20 protein-coding genes are annotated in these 16939 nt (G+C 53.3%); all 20 read left to right on the top strand.

All coding sequences use genetic code 11. The features are described from left to right. Positions 1 to 313 precede the first annotated feature (313 nt). The 20 genes from NQ012_RS00970 to NQ012_RS00875 all read left to right on the top strand — a co-directional run bounded on the left by NQ012_RS00970 (position 314) and on the right by NQ012_RS00875 (position 16938). Positions 314 to 700, top strand: coding sequence for a molecular chaperone DnaJ (locus tag NQ012_RS00970; protein ID WP_257065588.1), 387 nt, complete (start codon positions 314 to 316; stop codon positions 698 to 700). 132 nt (positions 701 to 832) lie between these two features. Beyond that, the gene (locus NQ012_RS00965; protein WP_257065587.1) at positions 833 to 1498 is read left to right on the top strand and encodes a hypothetical protein; all 666 of its coding nucleotides are present in this window, start codon (positions 833 to 835) and stop codon (positions 1496 to 1498) included. A gap of 260 nt (positions 1499 to 1758) precedes the next feature. Further along, a complete protein-coding gene (locus NQ012_RS00960) occupies positions 1759 to 2253 on the top strand; it encodes a terminase small subunit (protein WP_257065586.1) in 495 nt (164 codons plus the stop codon). Beyond that, positions 2207 to 4249 carry a phage terminase large subunit family protein gene (locus tag NQ012_RS00955; protein ID WP_257065585.1) on the top strand — a complete coding sequence of 681 codons (2043 nt, stop codon included), beginning with the start codon at positions 2207 to 2209 and terminating at the stop codon, positions 4247 to 4249. The genes NQ012_RS00960 and NQ012_RS00955 overlap by 47 nt, the downstream gene beginning before the upstream one ends. 236 nt (positions 4250 to 4485) lie before the next feature. Continuing rightward, complete coding sequence (locus tag NQ012_RS00950) at positions 4486 to 4686, top strand: hypothetical protein (RefSeq protein WP_257065584.1); 201 nt, start codon at positions 4486 to 4488, stop codon at positions 4684 to 4686. Beyond that, positions 4683 to 5051, top strand: a complete 369-nt coding sequence (locus NQ012_RS00945; RefSeq protein ID WP_257065583.1) for a DUF3310 domain-containing protein — start codon at positions 4683 to 4685, stop codon at positions 5049 to 5051. The genes NQ012_RS00950 and NQ012_RS00945 overlap by 4 nt, the downstream gene beginning before the upstream one ends. Positions 5052 to 5064: 13 nt before the next feature. Further along, positions 5065 to 5316, top strand: coding sequence for a hypothetical protein (locus NQ012_RS00940; protein WP_257065582.1), 252 nt, complete (start codon positions 5065 to 5067; stop codon positions 5314 to 5316). A gap of 9 nt (positions 5317 to 5325) precedes the next feature. Next, positions 5326 to 6864, top strand: a complete 1539-nt coding sequence (locus tag NQ012_RS00935) for a phage portal protein (protein ID WP_257065581.1) — start codon at positions 5326 to 5328, stop codon at positions 6862 to 6864. Then, positions 6854 to 8743 carry a phage major capsid protein gene (locus tag NQ012_RS00930; protein WP_257065580.1) on the top strand — a complete coding sequence of 630 codons (1890 nt, stop codon included), beginning with the start codon at positions 6854 to 6856 and terminating at the stop codon, positions 8741 to 8743. The genes NQ012_RS00935 and NQ012_RS00930 overlap by 11 nt, the downstream gene beginning before the upstream one ends. Before the next feature lie 78 nt (positions 8744 to 8821). Further along, the gene (locus NQ012_RS00925) at positions 8822 to 9076 is read left to right on the top strand and encodes a hypothetical protein (RefSeq protein WP_257065579.1); all 255 of its coding nucleotides are present in this window, start codon (positions 8822 to 8824) and stop codon (positions 9074 to 9076) included. Beyond that, positions 9069 to 9374 (top strand): head-tail joining protein, encoded by a 306-nt coding sequence (locus tag NQ012_RS00920; protein WP_257065578.1) that lies wholly within the window; start codon positions 9069 to 9071, stop codon positions 9372 to 9374. Before NQ012_RS00925 ends, NQ012_RS00920 begins: the two co-directional genes overlap by 8 nt. Beyond that, positions 9355 to 9780 carry a hypothetical protein gene (locus tag NQ012_RS00915; protein WP_257065577.1) on the top strand — a complete coding sequence of 142 codons (426 nt, stop codon included), beginning with the start codon at positions 9355 to 9357 and terminating at the stop codon, positions 9778 to 9780. The genes NQ012_RS00920 and NQ012_RS00915 overlap by 20 nt, the downstream gene beginning before the upstream one ends. A gap of 64 nt (positions 9781 to 9844) precedes the next feature. After that, positions 9845 to 10492, top strand: a complete 648-nt coding sequence (locus tag NQ012_RS00910; protein WP_257065576.1) for a phage tail protein — start codon at positions 9845 to 9847, stop codon at positions 10490 to 10492. Positions 10493 to 10530: 38 nt separating this feature from the next. Beyond that, positions 10531 to 10845, top strand: a complete 315-nt coding sequence (locus NQ012_RS00905; protein ID WP_257065575.1) for a phage tail assembly chaperone — start codon at positions 10531 to 10533, stop codon at positions 10843 to 10845. A 17-nt stretch (positions 10846 to 10862) separates the two neighbouring features. Further along, positions 10863 to 11165, top strand: coding sequence for a DUF1799 domain-containing protein (locus NQ012_RS00900; RefSeq protein ID WP_257065574.1), 303 nt, complete (start codon positions 10863 to 10865; stop codon positions 11163 to 11165). Beyond that, the gene (locus NQ012_RS00895; protein ID WP_257065573.1) at positions 11158 to 14367 is read left to right on the top strand and encodes a phage tail length tape measure family protein; all 3210 of its coding nucleotides are present in this window, start codon (positions 11158 to 11160) and stop codon (positions 14365 to 14367) included. The genes NQ012_RS00900 and NQ012_RS00895 overlap by 8 nt, the downstream gene beginning before the upstream one ends. A 33-nt stretch (positions 14368 to 14400) precedes the next feature. Beyond that, positions 14401 to 14739: a phage tail protein gene (locus tag NQ012_RS00890; RefSeq protein ID WP_257065572.1), complete on the top strand. Its 339-nt coding sequence runs from the start codon at positions 14401 to 14403 to the stop codon at positions 14737 to 14739. Next, complete coding sequence (locus tag NQ012_RS00885; RefSeq protein ID WP_257065571.1) at positions 14736 to 15455, top strand: phage minor tail protein L; 720 nt, start codon at positions 14736 to 14738, stop codon at positions 15453 to 15455. The genes NQ012_RS00890 and NQ012_RS00885 overlap by 4 nt, the downstream gene beginning before the upstream one ends. Beyond that, positions 15452 to 16201, top strand: coding sequence for a C40 family peptidase (locus NQ012_RS00880; RefSeq protein WP_257065569.1), 750 nt, complete (start codon positions 15452 to 15454; stop codon positions 16199 to 16201). The genes NQ012_RS00885 and NQ012_RS00880 overlap by 4 nt, the downstream gene beginning before the upstream one ends. Continuing rightward, positions 16198 to 16938: a tail assembly protein gene (locus NQ012_RS00875; protein WP_257065566.1), complete on the top strand. Its 741-nt coding sequence runs from the start codon at positions 16198 to 16200 to the stop codon at positions 16936 to 16938. The genes NQ012_RS00880 and NQ012_RS00875 overlap by 4 nt, the downstream gene beginning before the upstream one ends. Position 16939: the final 1 nt, after the last annotated feature.

Genomic DNA, 16939 nt, shown 5'->3' with positions numbered 1-16939 from the left:
TGAAGTTCTATACGCGCGTGATAAAAATCATGCGCGTATTTTTTACTAGTGCTTTTTTTGATATTTATTTTTTATCACACATGCGGAGTATAAAAATTACTATGGACAAGTTGGACAAGTGCCGAATTTAAAGGCTTTCAGCCTGTCCTAAAGTATGGTCAAGTGTGGACAAGTGGGGCAAAAATATGGACAAGTGCAACATATTTGTTTTGGATGCTGCGATTTGATAAAATCAAGCCTTAATAAACAAAGCCCTGCAATAAATTAAGACGGGGCTAATGGCAAAATCCGTGCGGCGTGGAAAGCACGGGAAATGACAATAGACGGACTTTTAGAATATTGGGCGCGGTGGGCTACGGCGCGTGATGATGGGGGGCTGGGTTATGGTTCCAGTCGGTTGAATGTTTTGATGGGTGGCGGTGTGGCCTGTGGCAGTGGCAACAACCTGCCCTATGGTATTGATGGTGATGCTGTTGCAATGACGGTAAATAACTATATCGCAAGACAGCGGCCTGTAATGGCGGCAATAATCAAGCAAGAGTATTTGCACGGCGGCAGTCAGACGATTAAGGCGCAAAGAGTATCTCAACAGTGTGGCGTGATGGTTTCAGCGCAAAATTACCGTGTAACCTTGCATCGAGCCGTAAAAAAAATGCAATTACACCCTGAAATTGCCATGTTGTTGCAAAAATTATCTTGACACGGTTGTAACATTTGAAGTTTAATTGTGCTAAAGCTGTTTTTCGTGCGTCTGCGAAAAGCGGCTTTTTTATTGTCATTATCCTTGTGTGCTGTCTGAATCCTTTTCAGACGGCCTTTTCTTTGGTTTTTTATGGCGGTTGATGTAAGGGTGGATTTAAGCCGGGTGTATAAGCGGCTTGATGATATTCACAAACGGCAGCTTCCGTTTGCGGCCAAGAATGCGCTGAATAAAACCGCCGAAGCTGTGATTTCGGGTGAGCAGTCTGAAATGCAGACGGTGTTTTTTAATCCGACGCGCTGGACAATGAATAGTCTTTTTGTTCAGCAATACGCGCAAAAAGAAAATTTAACGGCTGTGGTCGATTTTAAAGACGGCGGCGGCAATCGCAGTGCGGGTAAATATCTTTCTGCGCAAATTCACGGTGGTAGCCGGCGAATAAAAGCGGTTGAATCTTTTTTTGTGGCAAAAGGCTTGATGCCGGCGGGGCATCGTATTGTGCCGGCGAAGGGTGCGCGGTTGGATAGGCACGGCAATATCACATTGACCGCATTTCGGTCGATGGTGCGCGGCGTTTCAGACGGCACGCATTTCGTGCTTCACGCTCAGCGAGGAAAACTTCCGCCCGGGTTGTATAAGCGGAAACGTCGTGGTGTAACGCCTTTATTGGTTTACGTTTCTGCGGCGGATTACGATAAATTGTTTAAATATTTTGAAACGGCGCAAAGGGTAGTTGATGATGAATGGGAACGGATTTTTGCTGCGGCCCTCGATCATGCTTTGGCAACCGCCCGTTAAGGTACTTCCGGCATTCCTGATATCGCGGGTAATTCGCGCCTCGTTTTTTGTTAAGCGACAGGGTGTGTTGGCTTCCTTACTTGGTTTGGTGTTATTTTTTTGTTTGTTGTGTGTAGTTGGTTTTTCATGATTTGGCGGTCGGATTTTTCCGACCGCTTTTTTTAAAAGTGTATTTCAGACGGCTTGTAAGGCGGGTTTGTTTTCATTCCTTTGCTTATTCCGCTGCGCAGGCCGTTTGAAGTGCATTTTGGAACTTGGATATGCTGGTAAACAAAAGACAGTTGTCCGAGATTTTAGGCGTTTCCGAAAGGTCGTTGACGGAGTGGCAGAAAGAGGGCTTGCCCGTTGCCAGTTACGCCGACAATCGCGGGCAGGCAAACGAATATGAGAGCGGAGATGTTATCCGCTGGATGATTCAGCGCGAATTGGAGCGTTTGAACAAAGAAAAGCCGCGCGATCGGCTCGACCGGCTGAAAGCCGATGCTATCGAGCTTGATATTAAAGAGCGAACGGGAGAGCTTGCCCCTGCCGCATTGTTTGAGCGGGCTTGGAGCGACCACATACTGGCCGCCCGTACCGAGTTTTTAACCATGCCGGATATGCTGGCTACGGAATTGAGTGCAGTATTGGGGGTTGCCGTCGATCCTGATGTGATTGCCATGTATATCAACCGTGCATTGGAAAAGCTGGCCAATTACGGAGATGAAAATGATGCAGACGACAGCAGCGGCCACGATGCAGGCGCGGATGGCTGAAACCGTTGCCCGCGTTATGCGGCAGGCGTGTCAAAAATGGCAGCCGCCGCGTAAAGTACAAACGCGGGATTGGGCGAACCGATACCGTTATTTGTCGAGTATCGAAGCCGCGCGCCCGGGTAAATACGTTTTGGGCGTAACCCCGTATCTTGAGTGGGAAAACAGCCCGCTTGATGCGTTGGACGACCCTAATGTGCAAGTGATTTGCTGCCAAAAATCGGCGCAGGTGGCGTGGACTTCAGGGGTATTGGGTAACTTTTTGGGCAAGACCATTGATGTCGAACCCAGCCCGATACTGGTTTTATTTCCGAAAGAAGGCGCGGCCAAAGAATACATGGACGAAAAATTCACGCCGATGGTGGAAGCAACACCCGCCCTGCGTGAAAAAGTCGATACCCGTATCCGCGCGCAAGGGCAGCGGCAGTTGTTTAAGAAATTCCCCGGCGGATTTTTAAAACTGGTGGGCAGCAACAGCCCCGCCAGTGTGAAATCATCGCCCGTGCCGATTGTGTGCGTGGAAGAGCCGGACGACTGTAACCTAAACCTGCGCGGGCAGGGCGACAGTATCAAGCTGGCGAAAGAGCGCACCAAAACCTACCGCCGCCCCAAAATCGTATTGGGCGGCACGCCGACTATTGCGGGTGTTTCGACGATTGCCGCCGAAATGGAGCTTTCAGACAAGAGGGTGGGTATGGTGCCGTGCCATGAATGCGGCGAAGCGCACGCCTTGAGCTTTGATTATTTGAGCTGCGACGAAGACCCGAACGGCAACCATCCGGTATTCGGGAAAAAATTGCCCGAAACGGCGCATTACACCTGCCCGCATTGCGGCGCGGGGTGGAACGATATGCAGAAAAACCGCAATGTGAAGCGCGGTTGGTGGCAAGCCACTGCCCCGTTCCACGGCACGGCGGGTTTCTACCTGAACGAGCTTTACAGCCCGTTTCCGGGAAGTGTGTTTTCGGAGTTAATGAAAAAATGGCTGACCGCCCAGCATGAAATGGATAACGGCGATATCGCCCCCATGATTGCGTTTGTCAATTCATCTATCGGCATCCCGTTTGAAATGACGAATGACGGTATAAAAGAAGACGAATTGGCGGAGCGCGGCGAAGACTACGAAGAAAACACCGTGCCGCGCGGCGGCTTGCTGCTGACGATGGGTGTTGACGTGCAGCACGACCGCTTGGCCATCATCATCCGCGCATGGGGCCGCGGCGAAGAAAGCTGGCTGGTTTGGTGGGGAGAACTCCACGGCAACACGGTTGACCCAAAATCCGACGTGTGGCGTAAACTGGCGGAGATGATTTTTCAGACGGCCTACCGCCATGAAAGCGGAGCCGGCATGAAAATCGCCGCCGTGTCGATAGACAGTTCGGACGGTAACACCTCCGACGCGGTTTACGGATTCGTTCGTGCCTGCCGTGGTTACAAACAGGTTAACGTTATGGCGGTTAAGGGTAGCGTTAACCCCGATAAGGAGGTTTTCAGTAAAGCCCGTGCGATTGACCTTAAGCACAAAAACACCAAGGCCGACAAATTCGGCGTGCAGGTGTATAGCGTCGGCGTGAGCCGTGCCAAAGATTTGTTAATCGACGAACACGCCCGAATCAACCTTGAGGGCGGCGGCCCGGGGCGGATGCACTTTTATAAAGACGTGCGTGCCGATTACTGCGGCCAGCTTTTGAGCGAAATCAAAGTGCCCAGCCGCATGAACAAGCACAAAAAGGTGTGGCAAAAGAAAGTGGGCGTGCGCAATGAGGCGTTGGACTGCGAAGTTTATGCACTACACGCGGCCCGATCGCTGGGCACGCATACCATGTCTGCCGCACGGTGGGCATTGTATGAAAACGCCTTGCTGCAATCGGAACTATTTGCCGAGCCTAAGCCTGCCGAAGCCGAAAGGCCGTCTGAAACGGCACATACGCAAACCGGAAACGGGTATGCGGCAGTTGGCAGAAAGCGCAAAGGCAGCAATTTCGCCACGAATTTTTAAACAACAAGCCGTCTGAAATTTCAGACGGCCTTTTATGGAGGTTAAGCGTTAACCGTACATCGCCTGAAAAACGCTTTTCTGCTTTTTATTTTTATCTGACTGGGGGCTGATACGGCGTGCCCCGCCCGTGAATGTAGCGCAGGGATATACCGAACCTGCCGTCTTGATAAATCGGTACAACCAAACAGGCCGTCTGAACAGCAGATTTCAGACGGCCTGTTGCATTTAACCATGCCATGAAACAACAGATTTTAGACTACATCCGCATCCATCCCGGCTGTACTTCCACGGGCATTAATGCCGCCGTGCGTAATAAGGCCAGTAGTACGGATTGGATACAGACCCGCGCCGAACTGGACGAGATGGTACGCGCGGGGGAAATCGAAGAGCGGTATTACCGCGGCATTATTACGTTTTATGCGAAAGATACACCATGAAAGATAACATCAACCCCAATCACTACCGCACACAGCCCGTTGAGTGTATCGAGTTTACGCGACACCTGAATTTCTGCCTTGGCAATGCCTTTAAATATATTTGGCGTTATCAGGAAAAAAACGGTCTTGAAGATTTGAAAAAGGCCGAATGGTATTTGCAGCATCAAATGAGCGAAGAACCGATTTACGCCGAATTGGACAACGATTTGTGGGTTAAAGGTGTGGAGCAGTTGCACGAATGTGATTTCAACGCACATCATGCATCTGCCCTGTTGAATATTTGGGCGGGTGCTTTTAACGATACAGGGCGCGAACTGCCCGCCGCGTTGAAATATGTGCGGAATTTAATTTGTGGTTATGATTGAAAGGCCGTCTGAAATGAATCAGCAATATACCGTTGAGCTTGAAGAAGCCCGCGAAATCGTGAAAACGCTGAAACAGGCTTACAAAGATCATATCGGCAGCCGTGGCCTGACCAAGCGTTATAGAATCAAAGACCGCGAAATGGAATTTGCCGATGCGGCAGATGTGCTGAAACAACTGCGCTTTTGGCAAAACGAAGTGCAAAGGCTGGAAACGGCAGTAGGAGAGCGGCCAAGCCGCGCGCGGCGCATCATTTCGCGTTTTTAGGGAAAGATTATGCCAACCAATCAACCAACCGTGCAAAAGCGCGGTTTTTTTTCGCGCATGTTCGGCAAAAAGTCAACGGAGCCGAAATCAGGCAACCGTCGCAGCTTTGCCGGGGCAAGGCCGTTTGGGTCGCTGAAATCTTGGCAGCCGCAAAACTGGTCGGCCGATGCGCTGGCCCGCACCGATTTGGACAAATTGCGCGCCCGCGCCCGCAGCCTTGCCCGCGATAACGACTATATGCGCAAGTTCTTGCAGATGGTCGAAAACAACATCGTTGGCCGTGAGGGATTTTCCTTGCAGATGCGTGTTCCGATGGATACCAGCGACAAACCCGACACGTTGGCCAACCGTGCCATCGAAACGGCTTTTTACCGCTGGACTCGGCGCGGGGTGTGTGATGTTACCGGCACATTGTCTTTTGCTGATGTGCAGCGGCTGTTGTTACGCTCGGTTGCCCGCGACGGCGAAGCGCTGGTGCGGCATATCGGCGGATTTGATAACGGCTACGGCTACGCCGTGCAGGTGCTGGATATCGACCGGCTCGATACCGATTACAACAGACCTGCGCAATACGGGCAAAACGCCGTGCGTATGGGCGTGGAATTAAACGAATACAGCCGACCCGTTGCTTACTGGCTGCGCACCACGCATCCGGGCGAAAGCCATTTAACGGCGCAGGTAGGCAATCTGCGCGAGCGTGTGCCGGCGAGTGAAATCAGCCATATCTACCTGCGCGACCGCCCCGAACAGCGGCGCGGTTTCCCGTGGGTGGCATCGGCGATTATCGGCCTGCAAAACTTGGGTGGTTATCAGGAAGCGGCGATTATTGCGGCGCGTATTGGTGCTTCCAAAATGGGCTTTTTCAAACAAACCGAAGAAGCCGATAACTTTTTACCGCCGATTGACGGCCAAGAGCAGGATAACGGCCGCGGCGGGGTGGATTTAATTGATTCAGCGGAGCCGGGAACGTTCCACGAATTGCCGCAGGGTTACGACTTCACGCCGTTTAATCCCGACTACCCGCACGCAAATTACGACGCATTCGTTAAGGCGAGCCTGCGCGGTATTGCCAGCGGTATGGGGGTGGCTTACCACTCTTTGGCCAACGACCTTGAGGGTGTTAATTTTTCCAGCATCCGTAGCGGGACGCTGGAAGAGCGCGACGCATGGATGGCTTTACAAAACTGGTTTACCGAAGCGTTTTTGTACGACGTATTTGACCGCTGGATAGCGGCGGCCCTCTTGAAAGGTGCGATTAAAACCGCCTCCGGCAATGCGCTGCCCGCTGCCAAGCTGGATAAATTCCGAAACCATCAATGGCAAGGCCGCCGCTGGGCATGGGTTGACCCGCTGAAAGATATCAACGCCCATAAAGAAGCAGTCGCTTTGAGTGTTAAATCCCGTCGCGCCATTGCCGATGAATTGGGCGTGGATTTTGACGACGTAGTGGCGCAAATAGAACAGGAAAACCAGCTTTTGGCCGAGAAAGGCATATCGGTGCAAAGGCCGTCTGAAACCCTAACACAGGAAAACCAAGATGACGAATAAAACCGAAAAACCGGATAAATCCAAATTGCAGAATCAGAGCCGATTTGCCGTTTTTCAGCGTGAAAGTGTGGATACCGAAAAGCGAACTGTAGAAGTAGCCTTTTCCAGCGAAGAGCCGGTAGCGCGGTGGTATGGCGATGAAGTGTTGAGCCATGATGCGGGGGCGGTAGATTTAAGCCGCCTGAATGACGGCGGCGCGGTGCTGTTTAACCATGATTGGGATAAGCATATCGGTGTAATCGAGCGTGCATGGATTGATGCCGATAAAAAAGGTCGTGCGCTTATCCGCTTCGGCCATAGCCCGCGCGCCGACGAAAAATGGCAGGACGTGCAAGACGGCTTGCTGCGCCATATCAGCGTGGGATACAACATTTCTGATCTTAAGCAGAGTGTGGAATCTGAAAAGCTGACGTTTACCGCGATGCGCTGGCAACCGTATGAAATCAGTTTTGTAACCGTGCCTGCCGATACCACCGTCGGCGTAGGCCGTAGTGTTGAACCCGTGCCGTCTGAACCTGCGGCAACCCCTGAAAACCCTGTTGATAACCCCGAATCCGATAAAGGAAACAGAAGTATGAGCAAAGAGCAAAACACCTCAGCGGCTGTTGTAGCAGCCGACCCCAACAACACCGCCGAGCGCGGTATGCAAGACGAACGCGCCCGCGTATCCGGCCTGCTGGCCATCGGCCGCGCCTACGAGTCGCATGGCGGCGTGGCGTTGGCGGAAAAAGTGATTTCTGAAGGCGGTAACGAAGCGCAATTACGCGCCGCCATCATGGAAAACATGAAAACCACGCCCACGGTAACGTCTGACGATATCGGCATGAATGAAAACGAAAAACGCGAGTTTAGTTTGCTGCGCGCATTGGGTGCGGCATCTAAAAATGATTGGTCGAATGCCGGCTTGGAGCGCGAAGTATCGCAAGAGCTAGCCAAGCGTTTCGGGCGCGATGCGGCGGGTTTCTTTGTGCCGACCGATTTGTTATCCGCCCGCGCATACAGCAAGGGTACGGCGGCCAACGGCGGCCATACCGTTGCCAACGAATTGCGCCCCGATCTGTTTGTGGAAATGCTGCGCAACCGTTTGTCGGTGGCGCAGCTGGGTGCAACCGTGTTGGACGGCTTGGTTGGTGATATCACCATTCCCAAACAGCTTACCGGCAACAGCGTAACGTGGGTGGATGAAAACGGCGCGGCGTCTGAAAGCAATGCTACGTTCGGCCAATTCAGCCTGAAACCGAAAACCGTTACGGCAAATACCGAATTGAGCCGCAAGTTTATTCTGCAAAGTTCGCTTTCCGCTGAACAGTTTGCCCGCGCGGAACTGATTAAATCAATGATGCTGGGCATCGATTTGGCGGCCATTGCCGGCACGGGCAGCAGCAACCAGCCAACCGGTATCCTGAATACCAACGGTATCGGTACGGTGGCTATTGATACCAACGGCGGTGAGCTGGAATGGAAACATATTGTCGCTTTGGAAACCGCTATTGCCGCCGCCAATGCCGATTTGGGCGATTTGGCTTACCTGACCAACACCAAAGTCCGCGGCCAGCTGAAAACCAAGCTGAAAGCCGACGGTGTGAGCGGTTACATTTGGCAGGACGGCGAAACGCCGTTAAACGGCTACCGTTGCGCGGTATCTAATCAAGTGCCTTCCAACCTGACTAAAGGCAGCGCAAGCGGTAAATGCAGCCCGCTGATTTTCGGCAACTGGGCTGATTTGATTATCGCGCATTGGGGCGTGTTGGATGTGATTGTTGACCCGTACACCCAAAGCAATAAGGGTGCGGTGCGTATCACTACCCTGCAAGACGTGGATATTGCCGTGCGGCACGCCGAATCGTTTGCTGCGATTAAAGATATCGTTACCGGCTGATTTAACGGCTGATTTTCAAACCGGCGGCAGGCCGTCTGAAACTTTCAGGCGGCCTGTTGCATTGATGGAGCTTAAATAATGAGTACACGTTGGATTAAAACAGCGCGCGATATTTTTGCCGGTGGCGAAGTAATCAAGGCCGACACGCCGACGCAAGTGCCGGTGCATATTGCCGATGCGTTGATCAGTCAATTGTTTGCAGAAGAAACTGAAGCACCGAAAAAATGCGGCGGCAAACAGGGTAACGGCGACAACAAACAGCCTGATGGCAATCCCGAAGGCGATAAACAGCCCGAAGGCGGCAAACAGCCCGAAGGCGGCGAAAATGTTTAAAGAGCCTTTGGGCGTATTTACCAATCTTGCGGATTTCGGCGAAACCGTGCAAATTGGCGGTGTGGAAGTGCCGGCGGTGTTCGACCGTGAATACGCGCCCGACGGCGCATACGGTTTTGCGGTGGGCAATGCTGATCCGCGGCTAATCGTTGCCGAATCGTCGTTGCCTGAAAACACCAAGTCGGCTGTGATTAACGTGCGCGGTGTTGAATATACTGTGGCGGAAATCGCGCTCGATGGCACGGGTATAGCCGTTATCCAGTTGCGGAGTAAGCAGCATGAAACACCAACTTACTGAAATCCGCGAAGCGGCGGCGGCCTTGCTGAAAACCAAGTTTCGGCGTGTGTATCACAACCGCGCCATAGCCCCTGCGCAGTCGGAACTGCCTTGCGTGGTGGTTTATATCGACGGCAGGCGCAGCGAGCGGAAAGGTATCAGCCCTGTCTACCGCCATGATGTTCGGTTGGTGGTGATGTTGTGCGTGCAGGCAAACGAAAGTGCCGATACAGTGGCCGAATCGATGCTGAAAGAAGCGGAAACGCTGTTTTTCAAACATCCCGATTTGCAGTTGCAACAATTTGAAATCGAAGCCTTTGAGCCTGAAAACCTGCAAATTGCCTATGATGACAGCGGCGAAAAAGTAACCGCCTACTATCAGCAAGTTTGGCATTTGGTTTGTTTTGAATCAGTTGAGGCCGTCTGAATTTTCAGACGGCCTTTTGTTTTTCCGCCCGCCTTTGTGTGGGCTTTTTTATTGGAGTTTACCTATGGCTTTGACCTTACCGAATGGCGCGACCGTCCATATTGGCGAGCTGGATACCGAGAAAAAGGTAACAGTTGCCACAAATGCAGCAGAAGCGGTGCTGACTGCCAACGCGCACGGCCTGCAAAACGGCGATTTTGTGCTGCTGACAAGCGGCTGGGGCGAATTGAGCGGGCGTGTGTTTAAAGTGAGTGGTATTACTACCAGCACTTTTAACCTCATCGGCATCAATACGACCGACGTTAACAAATTCCCTGCCGGCGGCGGTGTGGGCACGGTTCGCAAAGTTAAGAAGTGGACGCAGCTTACCCAAGTGCTGGACTTCACTACTTCTGGGGGCGACCAACAGTATTGGGATCACGGTTTTTTAGAAGATGATTACGACCGCCAAATGCCGACCACGAAATCGCCGATGTCGATTCAGATTGCTGTTGGCGACGATGTAACGTTGCCCGGCTATCAGGCAGCTTTGGAGGCGAGTAATTCCGGTCTTGAGACGCCTATGTTGGTGCGCTTGAAAAAAGGCGATCAGATTGCCTATATCGGCTATTTGTCGGTCAATGAAACGCCGACGATGACCCGTAACGAAGGCATGAAAATCAACATAGCGTATGCGTTGACGGGTAAGTTAAACCGTTACGCGGCATCTTAAACACAGGGCGGATTCCCGCCCTTTTGTTGGAAACAAACATGAATAAATTGAAATTGAAACCCGATGCAACTTTTAAGCATACCGTGATGATTCCCGTGGCCGGTTCGCAAGATGGCGCGGCAGTGGAATTTGATTTTAAGCACCGCGGCGCGGAAGAAATGAAAGCCTTTTGGGAAGGTTTGGACGACAAGCAGAATATCGACGTGGTGATGGATATTGCGTTGGGCTGGGATTTGCAGGAGCCGTTTAACCGCGAAAACGTGTTAATCATGTTGGACAATTACCCGATGTCGGGTGCCGTAGTGATTGCGGCCTACCAAGACGAAATATTTAAAGCCCGCGTGGGAAACTGACCGCCGCCGCGCGTGCCATGTATACCGAAACCACATCCAAAGCCGAAATGGATGCGTTCGGTTTCGGCGAAGACGACTACGGCGAAGAAGACGTGGTGGGCGTGTGGCCGTGCAACTGGCAGGCGGTGCAGCTTTTCGGGGCGGTATCGACGCAATGGCGTGTCGGTTTCGGCGGTGTCTACGGTTTGGATTATCAGGCGTTGGCGGCGGTGATGGATATGCGCGGCATTAAGCGCAAACGCCGTGGCGTATTGTTTGACGATATTCAGATTATGGAAGCCGAAGTTTTGGCGATGTGGCGGGAAAAAGAAAATGGCTGATTCAAAAATTGTCATATCTGCCGACGTTTCCGGCGTGGAACGCGGTGTAGATAAAGCGAAAAAATCACTGCATACCTTGGGCGGCGCGGGGCAGAGAGCGGGCGCACAGGCGGCGGCGGGAATCGACAAAGTTGCTGCGGGGGCGGATGGCGCTGCCAAAGCGGCCGATGCGGCGGCAAAGCGTGTAGAGCGCAGCAGCCGAGCATTGGAAAACAGCATCAAGCGCGATATCGCACTGCTGACTGCCGGCGGAAAAGCCAGCCGCGAATATTACGAAGCGTTGGCGAACCAGCGCGGCGTAGATCAATCCCGCCTTGACCCGCTGTTGAAACAGCTTGATGCGCTGAATGCCAAAACCAAGCGTAACACCATTTCTCAAGGCCAGTACAACAATGCCTTGCGGCAGGTTCCTGCGCAGCTTACCGACGTGGTAACCCAGCTTGCGGGCGGGCAGAATCCCTTGCTGATTGCCTTACAGCAAGGCGGACAGTTGCGCGATTCGTTCGGCGGCTTCGGCACGATGTTTAAGGGTTTGGCGTCGGTGATTACGCCCGCGCGCCTTGCGATGGCCGGAGCAACGGGTGCGGTAGGCGCGTTGGCGTATGCCATGTACAAAGGCGGAGAAGAATCCCGTGCCTATCAAAACGCCTTGATTTTGGCCGGAGAGAGCGCGGGTATTTCGGCAGGCCGTCTGCAAGATGCCGCCGACGCGGCGGGTAAAACCACCGGCAGTTATGGCGATGCGCGCGAAGCCGTGTTGGCATTCGTGAAAAGCGGTGCCGTCGGCGCGGAAAACTACCGACAGTTTGCCGAATCGGTAACGCTGCAATCACAGGCAACCGGAGACAGTATCGGCGATTTGGTTGAGAAATACACCGAAATCGCCAACGACCCGCTGAAAGCCGTGGTTGCTTTGTCGCGCACCTATCAAAGCATGACTGCGGACGTGTACGCCCAAGTGAAAGCCTTGCAGGAACAAGGCCGCGAACAAGAGGCGGTGGCATTGGTGCAAAAGAAATACGCCGCCGAATCCGCCGAAATGTCCAAGCGCGTGATTGAAAACTTGGGCTTTATCGAGCAAGGCTGGCTGAATATTAAAAACGCGGCTTCCGGTGCGTGGGAAGCCATGAAATCGGTAGGGCGAAAACAGACTTTGCAGCAGCAGCTTGCCGACGTGGAAAAACGGCTTTCAGCGGGCGGCGCAGTGCTTGGCGGCAGCGGGCTTTACGGTGGTCTGTATCAAACCTATTCGCCTGCCGAGAAAAAACGCTTGGAAGCTGAACGCGAACGAATCAAGCGTGAAATAGAAATCGAAGATGCGGTGGCGTGGGGCGAAAAGTATTTGGCCGACGCGGGGCGAAAGGGTGTAGAAGCGCAGGATTATTTTATGCGCTTGACCACGCAGAATTTAAGTAAGGAGCAACGGCGCGTTGAAGAGTTGACCGAAGCCCGGAAGCGTCTCAATGATTTGCGCAACTCCGGAGCCAGCCGTGAATCAGTGGCTGCGGCGGAAAAAGAAATCAAGCTGCTGGAAAAACGCCATGATGCGGAAAGGTTGTCCGAATCCAAGCGCGGCAGCGGCAAAGGCAGCAGCTTGAGCCAAAACCAGCAGAAATTGGCCGCGCTTGCGAAAAAATACGGCGAAGACCCTGCCAAATGGCTTGCGTTGTATCAAATCGAGAGTGCCAGCGGTAAAGACCTGTTGAATGAGAAATCGGGTGCGTTGGGGCATTTCCAAGTAATGCCGCAATATCTGCGCGATTACGGCTTGACCAGGGCGGGCGCATACGATTTGGAAAAATCGTTCTTAGCGGTACGAAAGCACCATGCTGCACAGAGTGCCAAGCTGCGCCGTCGGCTCGGGCGCGATTTGACGGCGGGCGAATACTATTTGGGCCATCAACAAGGCTGGGGCGGTGCTGCGGCTTTATTGTCCAATCCCGATAAAAACGTGATTGATGCGCTGGCTACCATCATGAGCCGCGGCAGGGCGCAGGCGGCGGTATCGCAAAACGGCGGCAACCGCCACATGACGGCGCGGCAGTTTGCCGATTTGTGGATTAAAAAGGCCAACGATTTGCAGCGGCAGTTTGCTGAAAAAGGGCACGGCAGCTTGGATTCGGCGAGTGCGGGCGGTTTCGGTGCGTTTGAGCCGTCGGCGTTTGACAAATGGGCGGAAAACTTTAACCAACGCATTGAGAAAGCCAAAATCCAAGCCAAATTGCAGATGGAAAACTTCGGTAAAACCATTACCGAGCAAGCCAATCTGTTGTCTTTGCCTGAATTTAAAACGTGGGATGAAGCGCGGCAGAAAGAAGCGTTGGAAGCGGCCAAAGCGGCCGATGCGCAAACCGATTTGAATAAGTCGGTGGCCAAGTATCTCGAATTGGTGTCGCAGTTTGCCAAGCCTTCGGGGGTGGTGGATTTTGCGGCGGAATTGGAGTTGGCTAACCGTGCCTTGTCTGAAGGGCTGATTGATTTGGAGCAATACGCGCACTGGTTGGAGCGTATTAAGGGGCAGAAATCTATTGACCCTGAAATCATGAAAATGCCGGAGGAAACGCCGTTTCAGAAATGGGTTGCAGATGCCCAAAACAGTGGCAAGAAGATGCAGGATGTTTGGGTGTCCGCTTTGGGTGGTGTAACAGATAATATGACGGAATTTTTCACTGGCCGCCGTGCTGATTGGCGATCGTTTTTGGTGGATATTCTGAAAATGATTGTCCGCATTCAGGCCGCTAAGTTTGCGGCGGGTATTATTACATCTGCAACCGGCGGTGCCCCTGCCGGCTGGGGAACCAACGCTAATATATCCAATAATCTTTTTGCTGATGGCGGCTATACCGGCCACGGCGGAAAATACGAGCCTGCGGGCATCGTGCATAAAGGCGAGGTGGTATTCAGCCAGCGCGATGTGGCGCGGCACGGCGGCGTGTCGGCGGTGGAGCGGCTGCGTCTGAAAGGCTATGCTGAAGGCGGTGCGGTGGGGTTTCCCGCATTCCGGTCGCCGCGCGGTGTGGCGGGCGGAGCCAATATCACGGTCAACATTACTGTGCAAGGTGGCGGCGAAGATACCGAAGGCCAAGTGAAGCGCGGAGTGGAAGCGGGAATGCTGCAAGCCTTGCGTGCGGTATCCAGAGAAGAAATCGCCAATAGTTGGCGGCCGGGCAATATCAGTTACAACATGGCAAAGGCCGTCTGAAATTTTCAGACGGCCTTTTGATTGGGTGTGAATATGTCAAAACAAACATTCCGCTGGCGGGTTGATTCCGCCGCGTCGGTAACGCACAAGTTTGCCGTGCGCACGGTTAAATTCGGCGACGGATACGAGCAGCGGCAGGCAACGGGTTTAAGGCCGAAAATGCAGATGTGGGACGTGCAGTTATCCGGCAGAAAAGAATTGCTTGAAGAAATCAAGGCGTTTTTGGATGCGCGGCGCGGCGTGGAATCGTTTTACTGGCAGCCGCCCGGCAGGCCGCGTTTGCTGGTAAAAACCGCCGACGAATACCGCGAAACGCACAAAGGCGGCAAGGTTTACCAGCTTGCCGTGAAATTTGAAGAGGTGTTGGCATGAATGCGCGTATCAATCAGTTGTCCGGTGTGATGCTGAAAGCATTAACCGCTGCCGAGCAAGATGTGTTGGTGGATTTGTGGGAAGTGGATTTCCGCGCTTTGGGCGGGCAGGTGCATTACTTCTGCAATCAGGTTAACGAAAAATCGCAAGCCGTTGTATGGAAAGGGCAGGCTTACGAGCCTTACCCTATTCAGGCCGACGGTTTTGAGCTGACGGCGCAGGGTGCGGGCAACCGCCCGCGCCTCACGGTATCCAACATCATGGGCTTTGTAACCGGCGCGGCGGAGCAATACAACCATTTTGCGGGTGTGGCGGTAACGCGCCGCCAAACCTACGCAAAATTTTTAGATGCGGCCAATTTTACGGCGGGCAACCCGCAGGCCGACCCCTCACAGGAAATCGTGTCGAAATATCTTGTCGAGCGGTTGGTGTCGCTGACGGCGCAATCGGCGGTATTTGAGTTGGCCGCGCCGTCTGAATCCGATGGTGCGGTGATACCGTCGCGCGTGATGCTGGCCAACGTTTGCTGCTGGCAGTATCGCGGCGAAGGATGCGGCTATACCGGCCGCCCCGTGGCCGACCGTTTCGATATGCCGACCAACGACCCGAAAAAAGACGATTGCAGCCGCGGGCTGCTGGGTTGTAAGGCGCGGTTCGGGGAAGGTGCGGTATTGCCGTTCGGCGGTTTTCCGAGTTCGGATAAGGTGTTGTCATGATAAAACTTAATGATGTTGTGGTCGATCACATCAACCGCCACGCGCTGGAGTGCGAGCCGCGCGAAATGTGCGGATTTGTGGTGCAAACCGAATCGGGGCAGATGTTTTTCCCTTGTGTGAATGTTGCGCCCGACCCGAACGAACATTTTGCGGTGTTGCCTGATGATTGGTTTGCCGCCGAAATGCTCGGCGAGATTGAAGCAATCGTACATTCGCACCCGAACGGCGCAGTTTTCTTATCCCCTGCCGACCGTTTGAGCCAAGTCAATACCGGCCTGCCGTGGATTTTGTACACGCAAGGCCGTCTGAAAACATTCCGCTGCTGCCCGCCGTTGCGCGGGCGTGTTTTTGAGTATGGGGAATACGATTGCGGTGCGTTAGTGCGCGATGCGTACATGTTGGCGGGAATTGATTTGCCCGACCACGGGCGCACGGATTTGTACGGCGATGCCGAAAATCAGCAACTGGTTAAACACATTGAGGCTTGCGGTTTTTTGCCGGTTTCAGACGGCAGTTTGCAGGCGGGTGATGTGTTTTTAACCTGCACATCGGGCCGTGCCGATCATGCCGCGCTGTATTTGGGCAACGGCGAAATGCTGCATCATGCCTACAACCAATTGAGCCGCCGCGAGCCATATAACGCCTTTTGGCGCGATTTCACGCATTCGGTGTGGCGGCATCCGCAATGGGAGCCTGCAATGATACAGGCAATCGAAAACGATTTGGTGTATTCGGCGGGATTATGATTACAGTTTGTTTATACGGCGGCCTGCGCAAATACGGCCGCCGTTTTGATTTGCACGCGGAAACGCCCGCCGAAGCCCTGCACGCGCTGTTTGTGCAGATTCAAGGCTTGCGGCAGGCGATTCGGGACGGTTTGTTTCAGGTGCGCTTCAAAGGGCAAGACCAAACCGAAGAGAATATCGAAAGCAATTTCAGACGGCCTGACAGCGGCATTCTGCATATCGTCCCGCGAGTGGCGGGTGCGGGCAAAGCTGGGCAGGTTATCGGTGGTGTTGTATTGATAGTGGTTGGTGCAGTCTTATCCTATACGGGTATTGGTGGGCCTATTGGCGGTTATTTGATTAATGCGGGTGTAGGTTTGTTGATAAGCGGCGTGGCGCAGATGCTGACCAAGCAGCCGAAATTGGATACCGAAAAACACGGCGTGCAGCAAAGCCGCAATACGTCGTTTTCCAATTTGGACAACACGGTGGCGCAAGGGCGGCCGGTGCCGTTGGCTTACGGTTTGGTGTATGCGGGTAGCCGTGTGGTGTCTCAAGGTGTCGAATCGCGGCGTTTGGAAACGTCGGGCGATGCGGTGTTGACCGACCCGACCGCCCGCGATGTAACGCTGGATATCGAAAAGAAATTTGTTACCGGCAAGGCGGCCACCGCGCCGAACGGGCAACGCTACAACACCGATTTTGCGAATGATTCGGTGCGGGCGCGTAATTATATATCTGTTTTGAAAAAGGTTTAGA

Source organism: Neisseria dentiae (genome assembly GCF_024580525.1).
GTDB lineage: Bacteria > Pseudomonadota > Gammaproteobacteria > Burkholderiales > Neisseriaceae > Neisseria > Neisseria dentiae_A.
This window is presented reverse-complemented; position numbering and strand designations above follow the sequence as displayed.